This window comes from Lentibacter algarum, assembly GCF_040580765.1.
Classification (GTDB): domain Bacteria; phylum Pseudomonadota; class Alphaproteobacteria; order Rhodobacterales; family Rhodobacteraceae; genus Lentibacter; species Lentibacter algarum.
This window is the reverse complement of sequence record NZ_CP158687.1, coordinates 342,031-362,053: the sequence shown is the minus strand read 5'-3', so window position 1 is coordinate 362,053 and position 20,023 is coordinate 342,031. Positions and strand designations below refer to the sequence as shown.

General features: G+C 58.5%; 21 protein-coding genes. 8 read left to right on the top strand and 13 right to left on the bottom strand.

The window, feature by feature from the left end; all coding sequences use genetic code 11:
* Nucleotides 1-79 precede the first annotated feature (79 nt).
* Complete coding sequence (locus DSM117340_RS01700) at nt 80-1,426, top strand: cytochrome P450 (RefSeq protein WP_089887351.1); 1,347 nt, start codon at nt 80-82, stop codon at nt 1,424-1,426.
* On the opposite strand, the gene DSM117340_RS01695 is transcribed toward DSM117340_RS01700, so the two are convergent.
* The 5 genes from DSM117340_RS01695 to DSM117340_RS01675 form a co-directional block, all read right to left on the bottom strand.
* Nucleotides 1,423-1,971, bottom strand: coding sequence for a sarcosine oxidase subunit gamma family protein (locus tag DSM117340_RS01695; RefSeq protein ID WP_089887349.1), 549 nt, complete (start codon nt 1,969-1,971; stop codon nt 1,423-1,425). The genes DSM117340_RS01700 and DSM117340_RS01695 overlap by 4 nt on opposite strands.
* Nucleotides 1,964-4,894, bottom strand: coding sequence for a sarcosine oxidase subunit alpha family protein (locus DSM117340_RS01690; protein WP_089887347.1), 2,931 nt, complete (start codon nt 4,892-4,894; stop codon nt 1,964-1,966). Before DSM117340_RS01690 ends, DSM117340_RS01695 begins: the two co-directional genes overlap by 8 nt.
* Nucleotides 4,884-5,162, bottom strand: a complete 279-nt coding sequence (locus DSM117340_RS01685) for a sarcosine oxidase subunit delta (protein WP_089887346.1) — start codon at nt 5,160-5,162, stop codon at nt 4,884-4,886. The genes DSM117340_RS01690 and DSM117340_RS01685 overlap by 11 nt, the downstream gene beginning before the upstream one ends.
* Nucleotides 5,163-5,178: 16 nt before the next feature.
* Nucleotides 5,179-6,432, bottom strand: a complete 1,254-nt coding sequence (locus DSM117340_RS01680) for a sarcosine oxidase subunit beta family protein (protein WP_089887344.1) — start codon at nt 6,430-6,432, stop codon at nt 5,179-5,181.
* A 250-nt stretch (nt 6,433-6,682) separates the two neighbouring features.
* On the bottom strand, nt 6,683-8,116 hold the full coding sequence (locus tag DSM117340_RS01675; RefSeq protein WP_089887342.1) for a Glu/Leu/Phe/Val dehydrogenase: 1,434 nt from the start codon (nt 8,114-8,116) through the stop codon (nt 6,683-6,685).
* Between the two features lie 387 nt (nt 8,117-8,503).
* On the opposite strand from DSM117340_RS01675, the gene DSM117340_RS01670 reads away from it, so the two are divergent.
* The 3 genes from DSM117340_RS01670 to DSM117340_RS01660 are packed head-to-tail and all read left to right on the top strand — an operon-like array spanning nt 8,504 to nt 11,267.
* Nucleotides 8,504-10,168, top strand: a complete 1,665-nt coding sequence (locus DSM117340_RS01670) for a TadE/TadG family type IV pilus assembly protein (protein WP_089887341.1) — start codon at nt 8,504-8,506, stop codon at nt 10,166-10,168.
* Nucleotides 10,165-10,698, top strand: coding sequence for a TadE/TadG family type IV pilus assembly protein (locus DSM117340_RS01665; protein WP_089887339.1), 534 nt, complete (start codon nt 10,165-10,167; stop codon nt 10,696-10,698). Before DSM117340_RS01670 ends, DSM117340_RS01665 begins: the two co-directional genes overlap by 4 nt.
* Nucleotides 10,698-11,267 carry a hypothetical protein gene (locus DSM117340_RS01660; protein ID WP_089887337.1) on the top strand — a complete coding sequence of 190 codons (570 nt, stop codon included), beginning with the start codon at nt 10,698-10,700 and terminating at the stop codon, nt 11,265-11,267. The genes DSM117340_RS01665 and DSM117340_RS01660 overlap by 1 nt, the downstream gene beginning before the upstream one ends.
* Nucleotides 11,268-11,269: 2 nt before the next feature.
* On the opposite strand, the gene DSM117340_RS01655 is transcribed toward DSM117340_RS01660, so the two are convergent.
* Nucleotides 11,270-11,752: a hypothetical protein gene (locus DSM117340_RS01655; protein WP_089887335.1), complete on the bottom strand. Its 483-nt coding sequence runs from the start codon at nt 11,750-11,752 to the stop codon at nt 11,270-11,272.
* A 195-nt stretch (nt 11,753-11,947) separates the two neighbouring features.
* A complete protein-coding gene (locus DSM117340_RS01650; protein WP_089887333.1) occupies nt 11,948-12,892 on the bottom strand; it encodes an NAD(P)-dependent oxidoreductase in 945 nt (314 codons plus the stop codon).
* Nucleotides 12,893-13,111: 219 nt separating this feature from the next.
* Between DSM117340_RS01650 and DSM117340_RS01645 the strand changes: the two genes are divergently transcribed.
* Nucleotides 13,112-14,023, top strand: a complete 912-nt coding sequence (locus DSM117340_RS01645) for a pirin family protein (RefSeq protein ID WP_089887331.1) — start codon at nt 13,112-13,114, stop codon at nt 14,021-14,023.
* Nucleotides 14,024-14,116: 93 nt separating this feature from the next.
* Here DSM117340_RS01645 and DSM117340_RS01640 read toward each other — a convergent pair whose 3' ends face one another.
* A complete protein-coding gene (locus DSM117340_RS01640; RefSeq protein WP_177170604.1) occupies nt 14,117-14,806 on the bottom strand; it encodes an HAD family hydrolase in 690 nt (229 codons plus the stop codon).
* Nucleotides 14,803-15,087 carry a DUF3572 domain-containing protein gene (locus DSM117340_RS01635; protein WP_089887327.1) on the bottom strand — a complete coding sequence of 95 codons (285 nt, stop codon included), beginning with the start codon at nt 15,085-15,087 and terminating at the stop codon, nt 14,803-14,805. The genes DSM117340_RS01640 and DSM117340_RS01635 overlap by 4 nt, the downstream gene beginning before the upstream one ends.
* Before the next feature lie 82 nt (nt 15,088-15,169).
* Between DSM117340_RS01635 and DSM117340_RS01630 the strand changes: the two genes are divergently transcribed.
* Nucleotides 15,170-16,570: a diguanylate cyclase gene (locus tag DSM117340_RS01630; protein ID WP_089887325.1), complete on the top strand. Its 1,401-nt coding sequence runs from the start codon at nt 15,170-15,172 to the stop codon at nt 16,568-16,570.
* A gap of 22 nt (nt 16,571-16,592) precedes the next feature.
* Here the strand turns inward: DSM117340_RS01630 and DSM117340_RS01625 are convergent, their stop codons facing one another.
* The 4 genes from DSM117340_RS01625 to DSM117340_RS01610 form a co-directional block, all read right to left on the bottom strand.
* Entirely contained in the window at nt 16,593-17,096 is a 504-nt protein-coding gene (locus tag DSM117340_RS01625; RefSeq protein ID WP_089887323.1) for a periplasmic heavy metal sensor, read from the bottom strand.
* Nucleotides 17,096-17,482 (bottom strand): hypothetical protein, encoded by a 387-nt coding sequence (locus tag DSM117340_RS01620; protein WP_143037399.1) that lies wholly within the window; start codon nt 17,480-17,482, stop codon nt 17,096-17,098. The genes DSM117340_RS01625 and DSM117340_RS01620 overlap by 1 nt, the downstream gene beginning before the upstream one ends.
* Entirely contained in the window at nt 17,475-18,059 is a 585-nt protein-coding gene (locus tag DSM117340_RS01615; RefSeq protein ID WP_089888874.1) for an RNA polymerase sigma factor, read from the bottom strand. The genes DSM117340_RS01620 and DSM117340_RS01615 overlap by 8 nt, the downstream gene beginning before the upstream one ends.
* A 75-nt stretch (nt 18,060-18,134) precedes the next feature.
* A complete protein-coding gene (locus DSM117340_RS01610) occupies nt 18,135-18,608 on the bottom strand; it encodes a hypothetical protein (protein WP_089887320.1) in 474 nt (157 codons plus the stop codon).
* A gap of 186 nt (nt 18,609-18,794) precedes the next feature.
* Here DSM117340_RS01610 and DSM117340_RS01605 point away from each other — a divergent pair, with 186 nt between their 5' ends.
* Both DSM117340_RS01605 and DSM117340_RS01600 read left to right on the top strand, forming a co-directional pair.
* Entirely contained in the window at nt 18,795-19,208 is a 414-nt protein-coding gene (locus DSM117340_RS01605; RefSeq protein ID WP_089887318.1) for a DUF983 domain-containing protein, read from the top strand.
* Nucleotides 19,209-19,235: 27 nt separating this feature from the next.
* Nucleotides 19,236-19,958: an NUDIX hydrolase gene (locus tag DSM117340_RS01600; protein ID WP_089887317.1), complete on the top strand. Its 723-nt coding sequence runs from the start codon at nt 19,236-19,238 to the stop codon at nt 19,956-19,958.
* The last annotated feature ends 65 nt before the right edge of the window (nt 19,959-20,023 follow it).

Genomic DNA, 20,023 nt, shown 5'->3' with positions numbered 1-20,023 from the left:
CATATACCAGCACCACGCGCCTTGCAATTGCCCCGCGCCCGCCGAGCCCCTATATCAAGCAGGAACAGAGGAGCGCACCATGCCTGAGAGCCAGACCCCCGTCGCAGTCCCCCTCGCCCGTAAGCCCTTGGGTATGCTCAAGAGCCTCGCCGCAGCACGCAACAATGTCCTCTCGATCATTCCCTATATCGCCACGCAGCAACCTGTCGTTTCAGGCACAACCGGCGTGCGCTGGCACATGTTGATGGACCCAGACGCCATCCGCCGCGTCCTGCTCGAAGAGCTTGAGAACTACCCCAAATCAGACGTCACCAAAAATCTTCTGCGCCCCGCGATTGGCGAGAGCCTCTTTATCGCTGAGGGCGCGCATTGGCGCTGGCAGCGCCGCGCCGCCGCGCCTGTGTTTTCACATCGTAACGTGAGCGCCCTTGCCCCCGTGATGAGCGCCGCCGCCGAAACCAGCCTTGCCCGCATCGAAGCCGCCGACAAACGCGCCAGCGACATTTACGCCGAGATGGTGCGCGCCACCTTTGACATCACCGCCTCGGTGACGCTCTCGGGCAGCGCACTGTTTTCCTCCGACGAAGTGCACCGCGCAATTGACGCCTATATCGCCGCCGCGGGCAAACTCTCGCTCTTTGATATTCTCGGGTTGCCAATGTGGGTTCCGCGTCCCTCTCGTGTTATGGCAGGCGCCTCGCTCAAGCAGATGAAAACCATTGCCGATGATGCCGTCAATTCCCGCCGCAGCGCGGGCGCTGGCGATGTTCCCGATCTGCTTGATCTCTTGCTTGAGGGCGAAGACCCCGAAACAGGCCGCTCCATGAGCACAGCCGAGCTACGTGACAATTTGCTGACGTTCATCGTCGCAGGCCACGAGACCACCGCACTCACACTGGCTTGGGCATTTTATCTCTGCGCCTTTGATCAGGGCGTTCAAGACAAAGCCCGCGCCGAGGCGCAATCCGCCCTTCAGGGCCGTACCGCCACAGCAGCTGATCTGCCAAACTTGCCCTATTGCCGCATGATCATTGACGAGGCCCTGCGCCTCTACCCGCCGGCTGCACTCGTCTCACGCACAGCCCAAGCGCCCGATACGCTTGCAGGCCGCGAGGTCAAGAAAGGCGACACTGTGATGATCCCGATCTATGCGCTGCACCGCAACGCGCTCCTCTGGGACGATCCAGATGCCTTCCGCCCCGAGCGCTTCGCCGAGAAGCCCCAGCGCTACGCTTATCTGCCATTTGGTGATGGCCCGCGGATCTGCATCGGCGCGAGCTTTGCTCTACAAGAAGCGGTGATCATCCTCGCGACACTGCTCGCAAAGCGGCGGTTCTCCCCCGTTCAGGGAAAAACACCAGACCCTGTTATGATCCTGACACTGCGCCCCGAAGGCGGCGTCTGGCTCACATCAGAGGCCGTCTAGCCAGCCCGCGCAGCGACACCTTCCATCGCAGTCTTGAGGTCATGCACCAGCGTCTTTGCCATCGAGCGGAACCCCATGATCTGCCAGCTCTGCGGGCCAACCCGTGTAACTGAGCAAGCCATATGAAAGACCTCGGTCCGCGCAGTGGACCCCACAGGAAACGCGACATCCCGCATGTCCAGCGGTGTCAGCCGCGCCAGTACATCGCGCGCACCCGCGCCCTCAAGCGTGAGACAAGACCAAGCATCCGCCTGATCTGTCAGCGCCGCGTGTTTCGCAAGCTTGGCTGACGCCTCAGCGCCCGCCAGAAGTGCCGCGCCGCGCCCAAACCAAACAAGCCTTGCCGCGCCGCTCTCGGAAGTTGCCCCCACCGCGGGCCAGTTCAGCCCATGCGCTGCCTCAAGTGCCTTGGCCAAAGCTCCCTCTTGGCCCTTGTAGGGCGCAATCAGAGTCAGGGCGCGCATCTCGTCTTCGCGCAGCTCGACCCCGCCAATGTTCAGCGGCAAAAGCCCCGCTGCGGGCGATAGTGCCTTAAGCTCAGTCACGGCTGCGCTCCCCCTCTGGATCAAGGAATACAGGGTGGCAGACTTCACATGTCGTGGAGACACCGCGCACATGATCAACCATCTGCACAATCTCGCCATATCGCGCCCGCCCGCCTTTCAGAAAGCCAAGGCCGAGATATGTACCCAGCGTCGGTGAAAAGCACACAGAGGTCAGATAACCCTGATTGTTTGTTCGGATAGGCTCGACACCCTCGTTATAAAGATGAGCACCCGCCAATAGCTGCTTCACAACGCCCACAGGCTTCAGGCCCACAAGCATCTCTCGATCTTCCTCCACAAGCCCGGGCCGCGCGGCTGCGCCCTTGCCAATAAAGTCTTTCTTCTTGCTCATCATCCCCTGCATGCCGATATCAAACGCCGTCACGCGGCCATGAATTTCGCCATGGGTGATAAAGCCCTTCTCGATGCGCAGCACATTGAGCGCTTCCATTCCGTAAGCGCCGCCACCCATCTTCTCGGCACGCTTGCGCAGCTCGCCAAACAGGCTCTCGCCATAGCGTGCAGGCACAGCCACCTCATAGGCGTGCTCGCCCGAAAAGCTGATGCGGAAGAGGCGGCCAGCAACCCCCAAAACCTTCACATCACCACAGGCCATAAACGGCCAGCTCTCGCCATCAATCGGACTGTCGAGCAAGCCATTCAGCAGCTCACGCGCCTTCGGCCCCGCCACAGCAAACTGCGCCCACTGCTCTGTGACAGACGTAAATCGTACGTCCAAATCAGGCCGCAAACCTTGAGAGACAAACTCCATATGCTTCATGACTTCGCCCGCCGCCACCGTAGTCGTGGTCATGACAAAGTGCTCTTCACCAAGCCGCGCAGTCGTGCCGTCGTCCATCACATGCCCGTCTTCGCGCAGCATAAGCCCATAGCGCACACGACCCACTTTCAAGGCCGAGAACATATTGGTGTAAAGCAGATCGAGAAACGCGCCAGCGTCCTTGCCCTTGATGTCGATTTTTCCAAGCGTCGAGACATCACAAATGCCCACGGCATTGCGCACATATCCAACCTCGCGGTCGCAAGACTGCCGCCATGTCGTCTCGCCCTGCGCAGGGAAGTAGCTTGGCCGATACCACAAGCCCGCCTCGATCATCGGCGCTTTCGCCGCAAAAGTCAGACGATGCGAAGTGGTAAACCGCTCAGGCGCAAAGCCCTTGTCAGCCGCCCCCGCTGCCATTGCAGCCACAGCCACAGGCGTAAACGGCGGACGATAGGTTGTGGTTCCAGTCTCAGGAATGCCCCGACCCGTCGCATCCGCCAAAACAGCGAGCGCTTGCACGTTGGAGTTCTTGCCTTGATCGGTCGCCATACCCTGCGTGGTGTAACGCTTCATATGCTCCACAGAGCGGAAGTTCTCGACTGCCGCTTGTTTCACATCCTTCACAGTCACATCATTTTGGAAATCAAGCCAAGCTCGGCCCTTACCAGCCACAGCCCAAAGCGGAGCGATGTTGTAGCGACGGTCCTCGGCGCTCGGCATCTTCGGCGTTTTGGCCTTCAGCCCCAGCGCTTCACATGCCGCTTGCGCCGCGCCGACGCCTTCGCCCAGACAAGCCGCCGTTGAAAACACACCATTGCAAGCCCCCGCCGCGATGAGCCCTGGGATCATGCCGACCTTAGGCACAAATCCGGCGATCGCCTCGTTCCACTCTGGCCGCCCGTTCATATGGCAAGTCAGATGAAGCGTCGGATTCCAGCCACCCGACATGCCTAGGCAATCTGCCGCGACTTTCTCGATCCCCGAAGTGCGCGCAATACTCACTGCCTCAAGCGCCTTGCGCCCTTCGGTCCCAGAGATTTGAGCCCCCGCGTAAAACGGCACATCAAGCTGACAAGTGGCGTCGGAACGGCTGTCAACCAAGGCTGCGATATGCACACCCGCTGCCAGCAGGTCAGCGGCCACATCGTGGATGCTGTCATTATTGCCAAAGAGCACAACCTTCTGCCCGGGCGCGACATTCCAACGGTTCACATAGGAACGCACCGCACTCGCCATCATAATGCCGGGGCGGTCGTTGTTCTGAAACGCAATCGGGCGTTCCAAAGCACCCGCTGCCAAAACAGTCCGCTTCGCCGCGATCTTCCAGAAGCACTCTTTGGCCAAGCCTTTGGCCAGCGGCTTGTGATGCGCCACACGCTCAAGTGCGCCATATGTGCCGCCATCATAAGCCCCCGTCACAGACGTACGCGTCATAATGCGAACATTGTCCATTGCGTCGAGTTTGGCCTGCATCTGCTCCGCCCAGTCGCGCGCGGGCATCCCGTCAATTTCTCCCGCCTCGCTCAAAAGCCGTCCGCCAAGGGCGCTGTCTTCCTCCGCAAGGATCACATCCGCACCTGCTTCAGCCGCCGTCAAAGCGGCCATAAGCCCCGTCGGCCCCGAGCCGACAACCAGCACATCACAATGTGCAAACGCGCGCTCGTATTTATCTGTGATCGGATCACCCGAGATGGCCCCAAGCCCTGCCGCGCGGCGAATGACAGGCTCGTACAGCTTTTCCCAAAACGCTTTGGGCCACATGAATGTCTTGTAGTAAAATCCAGCTCCAAGGAAAGGCGCGCCCAGATCGTTCACGCCCATAAGATCAAACTCAAGGCTCGGCCAGCGGTTCTGGCTCACAGCCTCCAGACCGTCATAAATCTCCTGCACGGTTGCGCGCACGTTCGGGTCTTGCGAGCCGCCCTTGCCAACCGTCACCAAAGCATTCGGCTCCTCAGAGCCAGCCGTCAAAATCCCGCGTGGTCGGTGATACTTGAACGAGCGCGCAACAAGCTTGATACCGTTGGCGAGCAATGCAGAGGCCAGAGTATCACCCTCAAAACCCTCATAGGAATGCCCGTCAAAGCGAAACGTCACACGTCGTCCGCGGTTGATCAGGCCCTTGCCTTCAATCCTCATGGAGGGCCTCCTTCACGTCCTGCGCAAGCTTCACGGCGCCAAATTCATGCGTCACCGTATTACGCTCCGCCACAAGCCAGCTACCGCAGCCAAAGTCGTGAAACCAAAGCTCTTGCGTCACGCCTGCTACGTTTTCGCGCTTGTGCAAATAATCATCCCACGCCTCAAAAGACGCGTCTTCCTCAGGCCTCACAAGCGCCAAAGCATGGCCCCTGTAGGAAAATTCACGGCTGTCTCTCTCGCCGCAGAGGGGGCAGGCTATGCGCATGGGTCTTCCTTATCCTTCAGTGCAGATTGTGCTGACTGCCACGGTGCTCTTCGTCCATCAGGCCACGCCCTGTCTCAAAGCGGTCCAAACGATGCTTCATAGCAACCTCATGGGGCTGCCCTGTCGCCATCAGATGCGCCATACAATAGCCGGACGCAGGCACAGCCTTAAACCCGCCGTAGCACCAGCCCGCATTCACAAAAAGCCCGTCAACAGGCGTCTTATCAATAAAGAAGCTGCCGTCAGGCGTCATGTCCATGATGCCGCCCCAAGAGCGCAATACCCGTGCCTTGCCGATCTGCGGCAAAAGGCACATCGCGGCTTCCATCACATGCTCCGCCGTCGGCAAATTGCCCCGCGAGGCATAGGAGGCATAAAAATCAAGATCACCGCCAAAAACGAGGCCGCCCTTGTCAGATTGGCTCATATACATATGCCCCATCCCGAAGGTGACCACATGATCAATACAAGGCTTCAGCCCCTCGCTCACAAACGCCTGCAAGACATGGCTCTCGATCGGCAGGGTCAGCCCCGCCATCGCCGCCACTTGAGACGAGCGGCCTGCGACAACCATACCAACTTTTTTGGCCTTGATCGCGCCACGCGTCGTCTGCACGCCCTGCACAACGCCGTTCACAATATCAATCCCTGTGACTTCACAGTTCTGGATCAGATCAACGCCGCGCTGGTCGGCCCCCCGCGCAAAGCCCCATGCCACAGCGTCGTGGCGCGCCGTGCCCCCGCGCTTGTGATACAAACCGCCATAAATAGGAAAGCGGATGTTGTCGTGGTTGAGGTTTGGCAAAAGCTCCCGCACGCTCTGTTTGTCGAGCAAAATCGCGTCGTCACCCTGAGAGATCATCATATTCGCACGCTTCGCCGCCGCGTCGCGCTGCCCGTCTGAGTGAAACAAGTTGATCACGCCGCGCTGGCTCATCATCGCGTTGTAGTTCAGGTCTTGCTCAAGACCCTCCCAGAGCTTGAGCGAATGGCTGTAAAACTGTGAGTTGCCCTCAAGGCCATAGTTGGCGCGCACAATCGTCGTGTTGCGCCCCACATTGCCGCCGCCCAGATAGCCCTTTTCGAGCACGGCGATATTGGTCATCCCGTGGTTCTTGGCGAGGTAATAGGCCGTCGAAAGCCCGTGTCCGCCGCCCCCAATGATGATGGCGTCATACTCGGCCTTCGGCTCGGGGTTGCGCCAATGCGGCGTCCAGCCCTTGTTGCCCGTGAGGCCTTCCTTGAGAATTTTCAGCGCGGAAAAGCGCATGTGTCCCCCTTCGCCCGCAGGCCGTATTCTGGTTCAGGCTACAAAACGCAGCCTTTAGCTCGCCTCAGACTATCAAGACAGACGCAGAGGGGAAGTCCCCTTTTCGACATAGACTGTCCCACGCGCGACTGTGATTTTGAGATTTGCACAACTGCACTTCAACCCACCTGAAATATCAGCGTCGAACAAAGCAAAGGGCGGCTCCCTTTCACAAGAAGCCGCCCTTCGTTTTTCGTCCTGTTTGGAGCTCTTAAAGCCCCTTGGCGCGGTAGCTCGCCGCAACCTTGCGGATCGCCACAAGATACGCCGCCATCCGAAGATCAGGCACATCGTCACGCTCATGCCAGACTTCACGCATACTCTGATAAGCCGTGCGCATCGTGTCATCCAGCCCCGAGCGCACAAGCTCAAGCTCGTCTGCGCCCTTGAGGTATTTGGCCTTGAAGTCAGGCGTCATAGACCACGCATCGCCAAGATGATGGCTCAGGCGCTGAAGCTCGCTCACGATAAGTTCGTGGCGCGCCTCTTCCTGACGCCGCCCCATACGTCCAAAGCGGATGTGGCTCAGGTTCTTCACCCACTCAAAGTAGGAGACGGTCACACCGCCCGCGTTGGCATACATGTCAGGAATGATCACGCAGCCCTTCTTGCGGAGCACCTCATCAGCACCTGCCGTAACAGGCCCGTTCGCCGCCTCAATGATCAGTGGCGCCTTGATCCGCTCGGCATTGCCAAGGTTGATAACCCCTTCCAGCGCCGCTGGAATAAGGATGTCGCAATCTTCTTCCAGCACAAGCGCGCCATCCGCAACATATGTCGCATCAGGAAAGCCGGTGACGCCGCCATGCTTCACAATCCAGCCGTGCACCGCGTCCACATCAAGCCCATTAGGGTTCACAAGCGCACCGTCACGCTCAATGATCCCCGTGATCAGCGCTCCGTCCTCGTCGCCCAAGAACTTCGCCGCATGGTAGCCCACATTGCCCAAGCCCTGCACAACGACGCGCTTGCCGTCTAGCTTGCCTTCGAGGCCGGCCTTGGCCACATCTTCAGGGTGGCGGAAGAACTCACGCAGCGCATATTGTACGCCGCGGCCCGTCGCTTCTGTGCGGCCCTGAATACCGCCCGCATTGATTGGCTTGCCCGTGACACAGGCCGCCGCGTTGATATCCGTCGTGTTCATACGACGGTACTGGTCCGCAATCCATGCCATCTCGCGCTCGCCCGTGCCCATGTCAGGTGCAGGGACGTTCTGGGATGGGTGGATCAAATCGCGCTTCGCAAGCTCATAGGCAAAGCGGCGGGTGATAAGCTCAAGCTCGTGCTCGTCATACTGGCGCGGATCGATGCAAAGTCCGCCTTTGGAGCCGCCAAACGGCGCCTCCACAAGGGCGCACTTATACGTCATCAAAGCCGCAAGCGCTTCTACCTCGTCTTGGTTCACACCCAGAGAGTAGCGAATGCCGCCCTTCACAGGCTCCATATGTTCGCTGTGCACAGAACGATATCCTGTAAAGGTCTGGATCTGCCCGCGCAGACGCACACCAAAGCGCACTGTATAGGTCGCGTTGCACACCCTGATTTTTTCTTCCAGACCCGGCGGCAGGTCCATCACCGCCACTGCGCGGTTAAACATCAGGTCCACGCTTTCGCGAAAACTTGGCTCTTTAAAAGTAGCGTTCATACTGTCTCTCTCTCGGCTTCTGCCATTGTACGGAATGCCGCGCCGCAGCGACTCAGCCCCCCTGTGCACATTTGTCGCACCTATCGTCCGGAGGGCCAACCCGTCTTTCCGCCATTCTAGCCCCACGGCCTTAACAAATTGCATGCGCGTCATCAGATGCACCAACGGCCCGCTCCAAGACGTTGATTCAAATTTGACTCTTTGTTGAACAATTTGAAACAGTCCCGCCTCCTCCCCCCTAAAGGTTCCAAAACCCTTTGTTTTTCTCAAAAAAACCGCATTTCACGCCTCATTTTGGCCACAGAGCTGAACGACAAGAAGCATTGGACCACTGTGTAATGAGTCTAGATTTAATTATTTCCCGGCCCGCCGGGGAGGAGACGCAAAATGGAACCGACAAGAGTGACATCACGGCCGAGCAACCGTGTGGCGACCCGATCAAAGGCACATAGCCTGCCCCCCTTCTTGCGGCGCTTTGCCCGCGAGGAAGATGGCGTGATCGTAGCCTTCTCCGTCTATTTTATGTTGATCATTCTCTTTGTCGGGGCTGTCGGTGTTGATGTTATGCGCTTTGAGTCCCAGCGCTCCAAGCTGCAACACACGCTTGACCAAGCCGTGCTCGCCGCCGCTGACCTTGATCAGCTGAGCCCCCCCGCACAGGTGGTCGCCGATTACTTCGAAAAGGCGGGCCTCACCAATGCCGAGCTTCTGACAACCGTTGTCGACGAGGGGCTCAACTATCGTGAAGTCACCGCCACAGCGCGCGAAGTCATGCCGACCCAGCTGAGCCACATGCTCGGCCTCGCAGAAATGACAGCCCCCGCCGCCTCCGCCGCCGAAGAGCGCGTGGATTCCGTCGAAATCTCGATGGTCCTCGACGTTTCCGGCTCCATGGATGGCAGCCGCATCACCCGCCTACGCCCCGCCGCGATCTCTTTTGTTGATACCGTTCTCGCGCTCTCAGACGCTGAGGATGTGTCAATCTCCATCGTGCCCTACGCGACCCAAGTGGCGGCAGGTCAAACACTGCTCAACCAGTTCAACCGCACCGACAGCCACAACTATTCCCACTGCCTCAACTTTAACGCCAGTGACTTCAGCACGACAACCATGACACCCGCATCAAGCGGGTCGCGCACCTATGAGCAAACCCAGCACTTCGACGTATTCACCTACTCAAATGACCCCCAAGGCCTCAGCGATGAGCCAGGATCAGGCAGCTGGTGGCGCCATACTCCGCGCTACCACACCGAGCCTGTGTGCCACGTCCGCGCTAGCTCGCAAATCTTGCCCCTGAGCAACAACACAACGGCCCTCCACGGCCAGATCAACGCGCTCGAAGCTGGCGGCAACACCTCGATGGACATCGGCGTTAAATGGGGCTCAGCCCTGCTTGACCCAAGCCTGCAGCCCGTGGTGAGCAACCTCGTGACCAGCAATGAGATCGATTCCGCCTTCAACGGTCGCCCGCTCGACTATACAGATCCCAACAGCATCAAAGTGCTCGTGGTCATGACCGACGGTCAAAACACTGACCAATATATGGTCCGCCCCGAATTCCGCTCAGGCAACTCTGATGTCTATTACAACGCGAGCAATGGTCGTTATGCTGTCTACCGCAACAGCCGCTACTACTATCAGACAAGCAGCGGCGCGCGTATGATCCGTAACTATGACTGGACGTGGTCACTCAACAGCAGCTGGGTGCGCCTCAGCTACCAAGACCTCTTCGCCAGAGCCAGTCTCGCTTGGATCGCCTATTACTTTTACGGTGATCTTGACTGGAACTACTGGAACAACTGGTATCACTACCCGTCAACATCAGTCAGCGGAAGCACCAAAGACAATCGCCTCCAAGACGCCTGCAATGCAGCCAAAAACAACGGCATCGTAATCTATACGATCGGCTTTGAGGCCCCATGGCAGGGTGCCAACGAGCTGGAGCAATGCGCCTCGACGCCAAGTCACTTCTTTGACGTGCAAGGCCTCGAAATCGAGGAAGCCTTCTCCGCCATCGCTCAATCCATTAGCCAGTTGAAGCTGATCCAATGAAACAGTTCATCCATACCCTGCGCCACTTCCGGCGCGACGAAGACGGCAACGCAACGGTCGAGTTTGCGATCCTGTTCCCGTTCTTCATCTTCATGTTCTGTGCCGCCGTCGAGCTTGGCATGATCACGTTCCGCCACTCCATGCTGGAGCGCGGCCTTGATCTCGCCGTGCGCGACGTGCGCCTCACCACTGGCGCAAACTTCCAGCACAACGACATCAAAGACCTGACCTGCCAATACGCTGGCTTCCTGCCCGATTGTGACACCCAGCTGCACCTTGAAATGCAGCCCCTCGACATGCGCAACTTCACAGCGCCAAGCACAGCCGCGCGCTGCACCGATATCACACAGGTTGCCAACCCGATCCGCCAGTTCCGCAATGGTCAACAAAACGAAATGATGATCCTGCGGGCCTGCTACGTGTTCAAGCCCGTATTCCCGCTGACTGGTCTTGGCCGTCATCTCGATTGGGATGGCAATAATAACGCCTGGATGATTGCCACATCCGCCTTTGTTCAGGAGCCGCTCTAATGATCTGGTCCTATATCAAAACCCGCCTCGCAGCCTTTCGCGATGAAACAGGTGGGACCGTCTCGGTCGAATTCATCATCATGGCGCCCATCGTCTTTTGGGCCTATGCCTCGATGTTCTCTTGGTTTGATGCCTATCGTCAGGTCGGTGTCCACGAAAAGGCCGCCTTCACAATCGCCGATATGATCAGCCGCGAGACCGATCCGCTCGACGCCGATTACATCAACGCCACCCGCGACATGGTCCAATTCCTGACCCGTTCGGCCCAGCGTCCCGATATCCGCATCTCTGTGATCCGCTATGTTGGCGGCAATACAGACGAGTTCCGCCTTGATTGGTCACAAAAGCGTGGCACAATCGACCGCCTGCGCAACTCTGATGTGAGAAACTGGCATGAAAAACTGCCCATGCTCGTGAATGGCGAACGCATCATTCTTGTCGAAACGCGGATGGAATACACGCCGCCCTTCCTGTGGGGCCTGATGGAGCAAAACGATCTGGCGACATTCGTCTTCGCGCGCCCCCGCTTTGGGCCACAAACCTGCTTTAACACCTGCCGCGCTCTATAAGCCTAAGCAGTCTCACGCCGCTGGCTGAGGTGACGTTCGATCGCCTCGGCCAGTTTTTTGGCCTCCGCACCGCTGACCGCGCCGCCAAACGCCGCGCGCTTGCCCGCACGCCAATAAAGCCCCATGCACCAACGTGGATCATATTCACGCTTCAGGCTCAGCATAAATCCGTTTGAGGGACGAAATGAAAAATGCGTCCGCGTCAGCGTTTCCACATCCTCGATCTGCACAATAAGCGCGCCATGGCTGTCCTCGAGCCGCGTGCCCACAAGGCGCACACTCACCCCTGTGTCGCGCCAAAGCTTGAGCGCCGCAATCAACAAAAGCGTCGCCATCCCCCAGACAAGCCCCTGCCCCAAGACTGATGCAGGCGGTGTTGTCATCGCCATATTTAAAAGCAACGCAGCCGTCAGCGCCACCAGCCCGGAGGAAAACCAGCGCCGAAATGGGCTCACCTTCATTTCGGCTTCGATTGTGTCTGTCATCTGCGCGCTCCCGTCGGCTGTGCATTGCTGCACGCCCTTCCTAACCGTGCAGAACGCACGCTGCATTATTTAATTTTCTCTTAAAAAACCTGTCGTTTGGGCGGTGCACGCTTTGTGCACGGGGTGTGCACGCATATCACCCCCCTAGAATCAGTTCAAAAAGCGGCCCGTTAACCAAGCGGGCCGCTTTCTTCATTATCGCTTCACAATGACTTCCGCGCCGCGCTCTTCAGGCTCGTCATCCGTCATTTCCGCAGGGAAGCCGGGCGCTGTCACATCAAGCCCTGTGGCCTCCTCCAAGCGTTTGATAATATTGGGCGAAAGTTCTCGCGGCCCAAAGCGGCTGATCCCGTCTTGGAAGATATTGATCAAGAGAGGGTTGAGCTCAAGCGGCACACCTGCGCGGTCGGCAACCTCTTGAAAAAGCCCGATATCCTTCGCCACCAGATCCATTGTGAACGAAATATCGCGGCTCCCGTTGAGGATCACCTGCCCCTCGGTCTCATGCACAAAGCTCGTCCCCGACGAAATCGCCATCGCCTCATAGGCAACACCAAGATCCATTCCCGCGCCCTTGGCCACGGTCAGCGCCTCGGCCACAGAGACAAGATTGGCCGTTGCCAAGAAGTTCGTCAGAACCTTCAAAACAGAGGCAGAGCCAAGCGCGCCCGTGTGCAAAACACGCCGCCCCATAATAGTCAGCAGCGGCAGGATGCGTTCAAAGGTTTCGCGATCACAGCCCGCAAAAATAGAGATATTGCCCGTATCCGCACGGTGACAACCGCCCGAGACAGGGCAATCCACAGCCGCGCCCCCTGCCGCGATAACCTCGGCGCCAATACGCTTCACTTCGGCCTCATCGGTCGTGCTCATTTCCATCCAGATTTTGCCCTCGCACACCTCTGGCAACATCTCCTTGAGCACAGCCGCACTCGCCGCAGGGCTGGGCAGACAGGTGATCACCGCATCACACTCCCGCATCATTCTGGCAGGCGACTCACCCGCAACCGCCCCAGCCGCAACCTTAGCCTTAACGAAGTCTTCATTGAGATCATGAACCATCAGCTCCACGCCATTGCGCAAAAGAGAGCCCGAAAGCTTCCCCCCCACATTCCCCAACCCGATAAATCCGACCTTCATATCGCTCTCCCTGTATTGCGAATTTCTGTTTTTTCCATGCTTCACTCTGCACCACGCCGCTTCTGGCCCACAAGCGACATCCGCATGGCTTTTTCAGGCGCACGCCACGCCACCTCCCTGCCTCTGTGCGCAAATGCACAGCAGGCTCCGCACCACGCAGAATTGCTCTGAACCCGCCGGAAGCCTAAGTTATGGCCAACAGCAACAGGAGCATGTCACATGTCCATTCGCCCCGTCCTAGAAGCCCGCAACGCCGTTCCAACAATGGAAGGCGCAGGCGTGCATTTGCATCGCGCCTTCGGGTTTCATGACCCCTCCGAGCTTGACCCATTCCTTTTGTTTGATGACTTTCGAAACGAAATCCCTGCGCATTACGCCAAGGGCTTTCCCTGGCATCCCCACCGCGGTATCGAAACCATCACATATGTCTTGTCAGGCGAGGTCGATCACGCCGACAGCCTCGGCAACACAGGCCGCCTTGGAGCCGGCGATGTACAGTGGATGACAGCAGGCTCTGGCATTATGCATCAGGAAATGCCACGCGGAAACGCGAGTGGTCAGATGCACGGCTTCCAGCTCTGGGCCAATCTCCCACGCGATCTCAAAATGACAGACCCCCGCTACCAAGACGTCGCCGCCAAAGAGATCCCCGAAATTATCGATGATGACGGAACCCGCGTGCGCGTCGTCACAGGCGAGTTCTGGGGCAAGCGCGGTCCCGTAGACGGTATCGCAGCCGACCCGCAATACCTCGATGTATTCGTGCCAGCAGGCGTCAAAAAGACCCTTCCTGTTGATACATACCGCCGCGCTTTTGCCTATGTTTTTGAAGGCCAAGGCGCGTTCGCTGATGCCTCTGCACCCTCTGGCGTGCTGCTCGAAAAAGAAGTTATGGGCGAAGAGGTCAACATCCGCGACATGTCAGGCGACCGCACTCTTATCCGTTTTGGCACAGGTGACAGCGTCACAGTCCAAGCTGGAGAAGAAGGCATTCGGTTCCTCCTGATCTCGGGCGCGCCTCTGCAAGAGCCTGTGGCATGGCACGGCCCGATCGTCATGAACACCAAAGATGAAATCCGCCAAGCCATGTCGGACCTGCGCAATGGAACCTTCATCAAGCCCGCACACTAACCAAGCTTTTTCTTTTCAGAAATATTCTGGGGGAGCGCGAGGGGGCAAAACCCCCTCGCCTCAGCGCATTGGCTCAGCCAGTGCGCACCCTGTTTAAAGCCCGAGCCACTCAGGCAAGTGCCCAATGTTCGGCAAGACAACATCCGCAAGCGGAGCGAGCGTTGCCTCATCCGCCATTCCCGTCAACACAGCCACCGTCCGCATCCCTGCGGCGTGCCCCGCGTGCAAATCATGGGTGCTATCCCCCACCATAACTGAAGCTTCAGGCGCCACACCAACGGCCTGACAAAAGGCCAAAAGCTGGCCTGGGGCTGGCTTGCCGCCATAGCCGCTGTCAAACCCTGCCACAAAGTCAAAGAGCTCAGTCACACCCGCACTCGCCAGGTGTGCAAGTGCGGGTGCTTCAGCATCGTTTGTCGCGACCCCAAGCTTGAAGCCCGCTGCGCGCAGCCCTGACAAAAGTGGTACAAGCGGCGCTGCCTCCGCCTGTGGCGCATTGCCTGCTTCCTCATTGAGCAAATCAACAAGCGCTCCTTGTTCCCACTCAGGCAAATGCACAGCCAACGCCTCGGCAATCTCGCTTGGCATACCAGCAATCACTATCGAATCAGAGTGAAAGACCTGTGCCTCATAATCAAAGCCAACCGCCGCGGCCATTTCACGCGCATGTGCCTCGTCTCGCCCCAACCGCCGCAAAAACGCGAGAGCCCATGCCTCCCATGTGCTCGCAAAGTCAAAGAGCGTGCCATCCTTGTCAAAAATCACAGCTTCAATACGTGTCATGTCCAGTTCACCTGCTCTCCGCCAGGCAAAGCGGCCCGCGCATACATCGGTTGGTCATACTTAAGCCCTTCCGCCTCGCAGAACCCCATGACCCACGCATCATCCATCAACAAAAAATCAAGCACCGACGCCAAAAAAGCAGGCTCACCTGCGCTCGCCTTTATGTCGTCGACACTGGCGCCGCTAGCCCCCAAAAAAACAGGCATCAAATCGTCATTCCCGGCCAACCAGATGAGCGCTTTTACGCCGATCTCCTCGGCAGCATCCTGCGAAACAGACATTTTTAATTCTCTCAGAAAGGTTTTCTTAACCAGTCTTGGGCAATGTCTTCCTTAATCACAAGTTTAAAAGGTATCTGTTGTCATGCCACGCAAAGTCTTAATCGTTGAAGACATCGCGACCAATCGGATCGTGCTCAACGTCAAGCTTTCGGCCGCGGGGTATGAAGTTGTTCAAGCCACAAGCGCCGAAGCAGGTCTTTCAGTTGCGATCAGCGAACAGCCAGATATCGTTCTCGCCTCCGCGCGCCCCGACAAGATGAGCCCGGAACAGTTTCTAAGAGCGTTCAACGAAAACCCCAAACTCGCCAAACTGCCCGTCATCATGCTGATGGAAGGCTACAACCCCGCCGCGCGGCTCAAGCTGCTCAAGGCTGGCGCAGCGGATGTTATGTCACACCCCCCCAAGATCGCTGCCCTGCTGGCACGCTTCCGTTCAATCCTGCGCAGCCATGACAGCCGTGAAGACGCGCTGCTCACAGAGCGCATGTCCCAATCTCTCGGCTTCAATGAAGCGCCAAGCGGCTTCATAACGCCCGCCCGCGTCAGCGTCACCTCTTCTGCGCCAACACGCGCCAAAGCATGGTGCGCCGCGCTGAGCAAAACGCCTGATTGCCTGATCCAACCTTGCGAAGAAAGTCGGCTGCTTGATGAGCGGACTGGCCAAAGCCCTGATGTGCTCGTCATAGAAGTGCAGGCAGATGCGCCCGAAGCTGGACTGTGCCTTCTGGCCGACCTGCGGGCACACCCGCGCACCCGTGATGCAGGACTTATCGCCGTTCTAGATCGCCCAGTAGAAACTCTCTACTGCGACGCGATGGACCGCGGTGCCGATGATGTCCTTCCACATGGCTTTTGTCCGGTTGAGCTTGGCTTGCGCATCAAACAGCTTGCCACCCGCAAAAAGCGCAATGATCACCGCCGCGCCTATATGCACGAAGGCCTGCGTGCCGCCGTAACCGACCCGCTGACAGGACTCTACAACCGCCGTTTTGCCTCTCTCAAGCTTGCCCAAACAGTGGCCGACTGCGAGTCAACGGGCCAGAGCTGTGCTGTGATGGCAATTGATGTGGATCACTTCAAGCGCGTGAACGATATCCTTGGCCATGCCGCAGGCGATGCCGCGCTGGTCGAACTCTCAGCGCTCCTGCAGCACAATTTGCGCCCTGAAGATCTTCTCGCACGGATTGGGGGAGAAGAGTTTCTGGTGGTCATGCCTGGCACGCACCATAGCCGCGCCCAAGAGGCGGCCAACAGGCTGCGCGAACTCGTTGATGCGCATCCGTTCCGTCTCGCTACAAACGCGCCACTCCAGCATATCACGATCAGTATCGGCGTCGCCGTGCAGGAGCCACGCCCCCATATGCAGCGTGCAGAAACAGCCGATCTTGCTGAGGCTCTGATCATCCGCGCCGACACAGCTCTCTACCGATCAAAGCGCCATGGCCGCAATCAAGTGACCATGAGCGCCCGCACCGCGGCGTAACCCATATCGCTTAGCGCGCGCCCTATTGGTCGCGCGTGTCTTTTTTCTTCCAGTCAGACTTGAGGCCCCGCGCCAAAGCCGCCTCCAAACGCTCGGCCAAGGCGGCACGTTCGGCTCCACTCATCGCCTCAAACCGCGCCAACATTGCCGTCTCCGCAGCATTGCGCGTTTGGGACATATGCGCCGATTTCCGCGCCAAAGCCGCTTGCACAGCGGCGCCATCATAAGGCTCAGCCTTCAGAGCAATCGCGACATCGCCAAGCGCTGCTTTCTGCCCCGCCCAAAAGGCGCGCCGCCCACCGCCTTGTGCCTCTTTCACAGCAGACCCAATTGCACGGCGGTCGTCCTTATCCAGAACACGTAGAAGAAGATCAGAATGCCCACCTACATCCGACGGCCCCGAATGTCGCAGAATAGCCCCGACAAACAGCCCCGCCACCAAGAGGTTCACACTGAGGGAGCCAATCAACAGAACCTTCAACTTGCGGCTCATCTTAGGCTTTGTATCTTTCATCGTCTCCGCCATCACACCTCTCCCAATCCTGCCAGATAGTCGTAATCCGTACCAAGGCTTTCCAAAGCGGCAGCAGCACCAAAGCTCGGCAGCCCGAAACCGTCGCTGAGCCCAAGCGCAGGGCTCATCCCAAGCCAAAGCCCAAAGGCCGAAGCTGCCGTCAGCCCACCAAGGCCGCCCCAGCCGCCGATCATGTCAAACAGTCCCTCAAAGAGCGAACCCCGCGGATTGGCAGTGGCTGAAGGCGCGAGTGTCTGCAGCACAAACCCGCTCTGCGCCTCCTGAGCATCCGCGAGAACGCGCGCCAGAAGTGCAGCATCAGGCTGAGGAGCGTCCCGCTTGGCCGCCTCAAAAAGGGTGTCCAACCCCGCATCACTTGTGTGGTTAAGCTCAGTCATCTTCATACCCCAGTTCATCCTTGCGTCCCTCAAGAGCCGCTTTCAATGCCCGCTTTCCACGGGCCGTCAGGCTTTCGACAGCCTCGATATTCACATCCATAATCGCCGCAATCTCAGGGTTTGCCAGTCCCTCGATGTGGCGCAAAACGACGGCTTGGCGCTGTCGCTCGGGCAGCGCATTCAGCGCCTCCTGCAAGGCATCCACGCGAGCGCGCTCTTGCAATTGCGCCTCCACGCTCGCCGCCCCGTCCTCTGGCTCCGCCACAGCCTCAAGCTCGACGGTGCGCCGCTTGCGCAGACGGTCAGTGCAGGCGTTGGCCACCACGCGGTAAAGCCAAGTCGTAACTTTGGCTTCGCCCTGCCGCCAACTTGCCGCCATCCGCCAAAGCTTCAGCATCGCCTCCTGCGCAACATCCTCCGCCTCGGCTCGATCACCCAAAAGGCGGTAAGCATGGGCCAGCACAACAGGTGTCAGCCGCAGTGTCAAAACCTCGGCGGCGCGCTCGTCCCCTCTTGCAAACAGCAAGAGAAGCGCCTCCTCGCCCAAAGTCTCTGTGTCATCCAGTGGCATCTGCATCATTCCATCGGCCTAGCCTCGCAAGGGCCTTGTGGCAAGTGCGCAAGACGTCTGGCCCTGCGCACAACCTGCCTATCAGTCGGCCTTTTTGCCATGGTCGTGGCGTTTGCCCATTTTGCGCATTTTGCGCATCTCGTCCTTGCTCAAAAAGCCGTCCTTGTCAGCATCAAGCTTATCAAACATTTGAGCATGACGTTCGCCGCCCTTCAATTCCTCAAGGCTCAACGCGCCGTCTTTGTCCGCGTCATGGCGCTCCAACATCTTGCCAAAGCGCTTTTCGGCGCGTTTCTGGCCATCAACGGTAACTTCATCAGCCGTGAGCTTGCCATCTTTGTTTGCATCCGTGCTCGCAAAGCGGGCCGCTGGGCCAGCTTCAAGTTCGGCACGGCTGAGCTTGCCGTCCTTGTCTGTGTCAAGCTGCTCAAAGCGCATCTCGCCGCGCGACCCACGCTCGCCCTCGCCGCGCATCTTGCCAAAGGCCAGCGCACTTGTACCTGCGGCTGCGATGCTTACTGCGACAATAACGGCCACTGCTTTATTCGGTTTCATATGGTATCTCCTCACTCTTGCCGCGGTCTTGTTCCGCTGCTTCTGAGGCTGATACGCGCGCTCGCGCACTTTCCGTCGCTCCCTTACTGCAGAAGTAGCGACATCACGCCGCAAGACCGAACTACACCCTTTATTTCTAGGCCATTCGCCCTCACTCTTGACCAAACGTCACACAACGGACATCACATGCCCCATACCGATCAGACCCTCGCACATATCCCCGACGCTGCAGAGATCCTCCCCCCGCTCAAGCCCGCCCTCCTCAAAGGCTGGCGCGGCAAATGTCCTAAATGCGGCTCTGGCCCTTTGCTGAAAAGCTATCTCAAAGTGCACAGCGAATGCGCCGTCTGCGGCGAAGACTTCACGCTCCAACGCGCCGATGATGGTCCCGCCTACCTAACAATTCTTGTGGTCGGCCACTTGATGATCCCGCTTATGCACATTTCCTTCGTGAAGTTTCGGCCCGAGCCGTTGACCCTGTTCACCATCTTCGCGCTTGGCACGACCGCGCTCACCCTATACCTTCTCCCCAAAATGAAAGGCGCGGTGATCGGCTTTCAATGGGCCCGCCGCATGCATGGTTTTGGTGTCCCGAAGTGATCATACCCGCGCTCGCTTGAGGGCCAGATGACAAAACCAATCGACAAGACAGCCATCCGCAACGCCGCAACAGTGATCGCCCTGCGCGACCGCTTCACAGCGCCCAAAGTCCTGATGGGCCAACGCGGTGAAAAGGCCGCCTTCATGCCCAACAAATTCGTCTTTCCAGGCGGAGCACTGGACAGTGATGACTTTGATGTCCCTCTCGCCGAGGGCTTTCACCCCACCTGTGCAGCACGTCTCGCCGAGGGCTGCCCGCGCGATATTTCCGCCGCACTCGGTGTCGCCGCCATTCGCGAGCTTTGGGAAGAAACAGGCCTTATCCTTGGCGCACAAGGCCCGTGGCACGGCGATATTCCCGACGATTGGAAGGACTTCGCCGAAGCAGGCTATCTTCCCTCCGCGCGCCCGCTCCAATTCGTCTTTCGCGCCATCACACCAATGGGTCGCCCCCGCCGCTTTGATGCGCGCTTCTTTCTCGTCGATGCCGATGAAATCGCGTCTGATCTGGATGACTTCTCACGCGCCGAAGACGAGCTCTCCCACCTTCAGTGGATTCCGCTCGAAGAAGTCCGCAGCTTTGATCTGCCCTTCATAACAGAAGTGGTTCTGGCCGAAGTCGCCCACCGCGCCCATGCCACAGAGCCGCCCAGCAATGTGCCCTTCTTTCACAACGGCATCGAGGAAAGCCTCTTTCTACGTCTCGGCGGCCGCGGCCCCCTCACAGGCAAGCAGATCGCGGACGATTAAGCGTCCCACCCCTTTGTCTTTCTCTAAATTTTCTCAGGGGGCTGGGGATGAAACCCCCAGCGGGT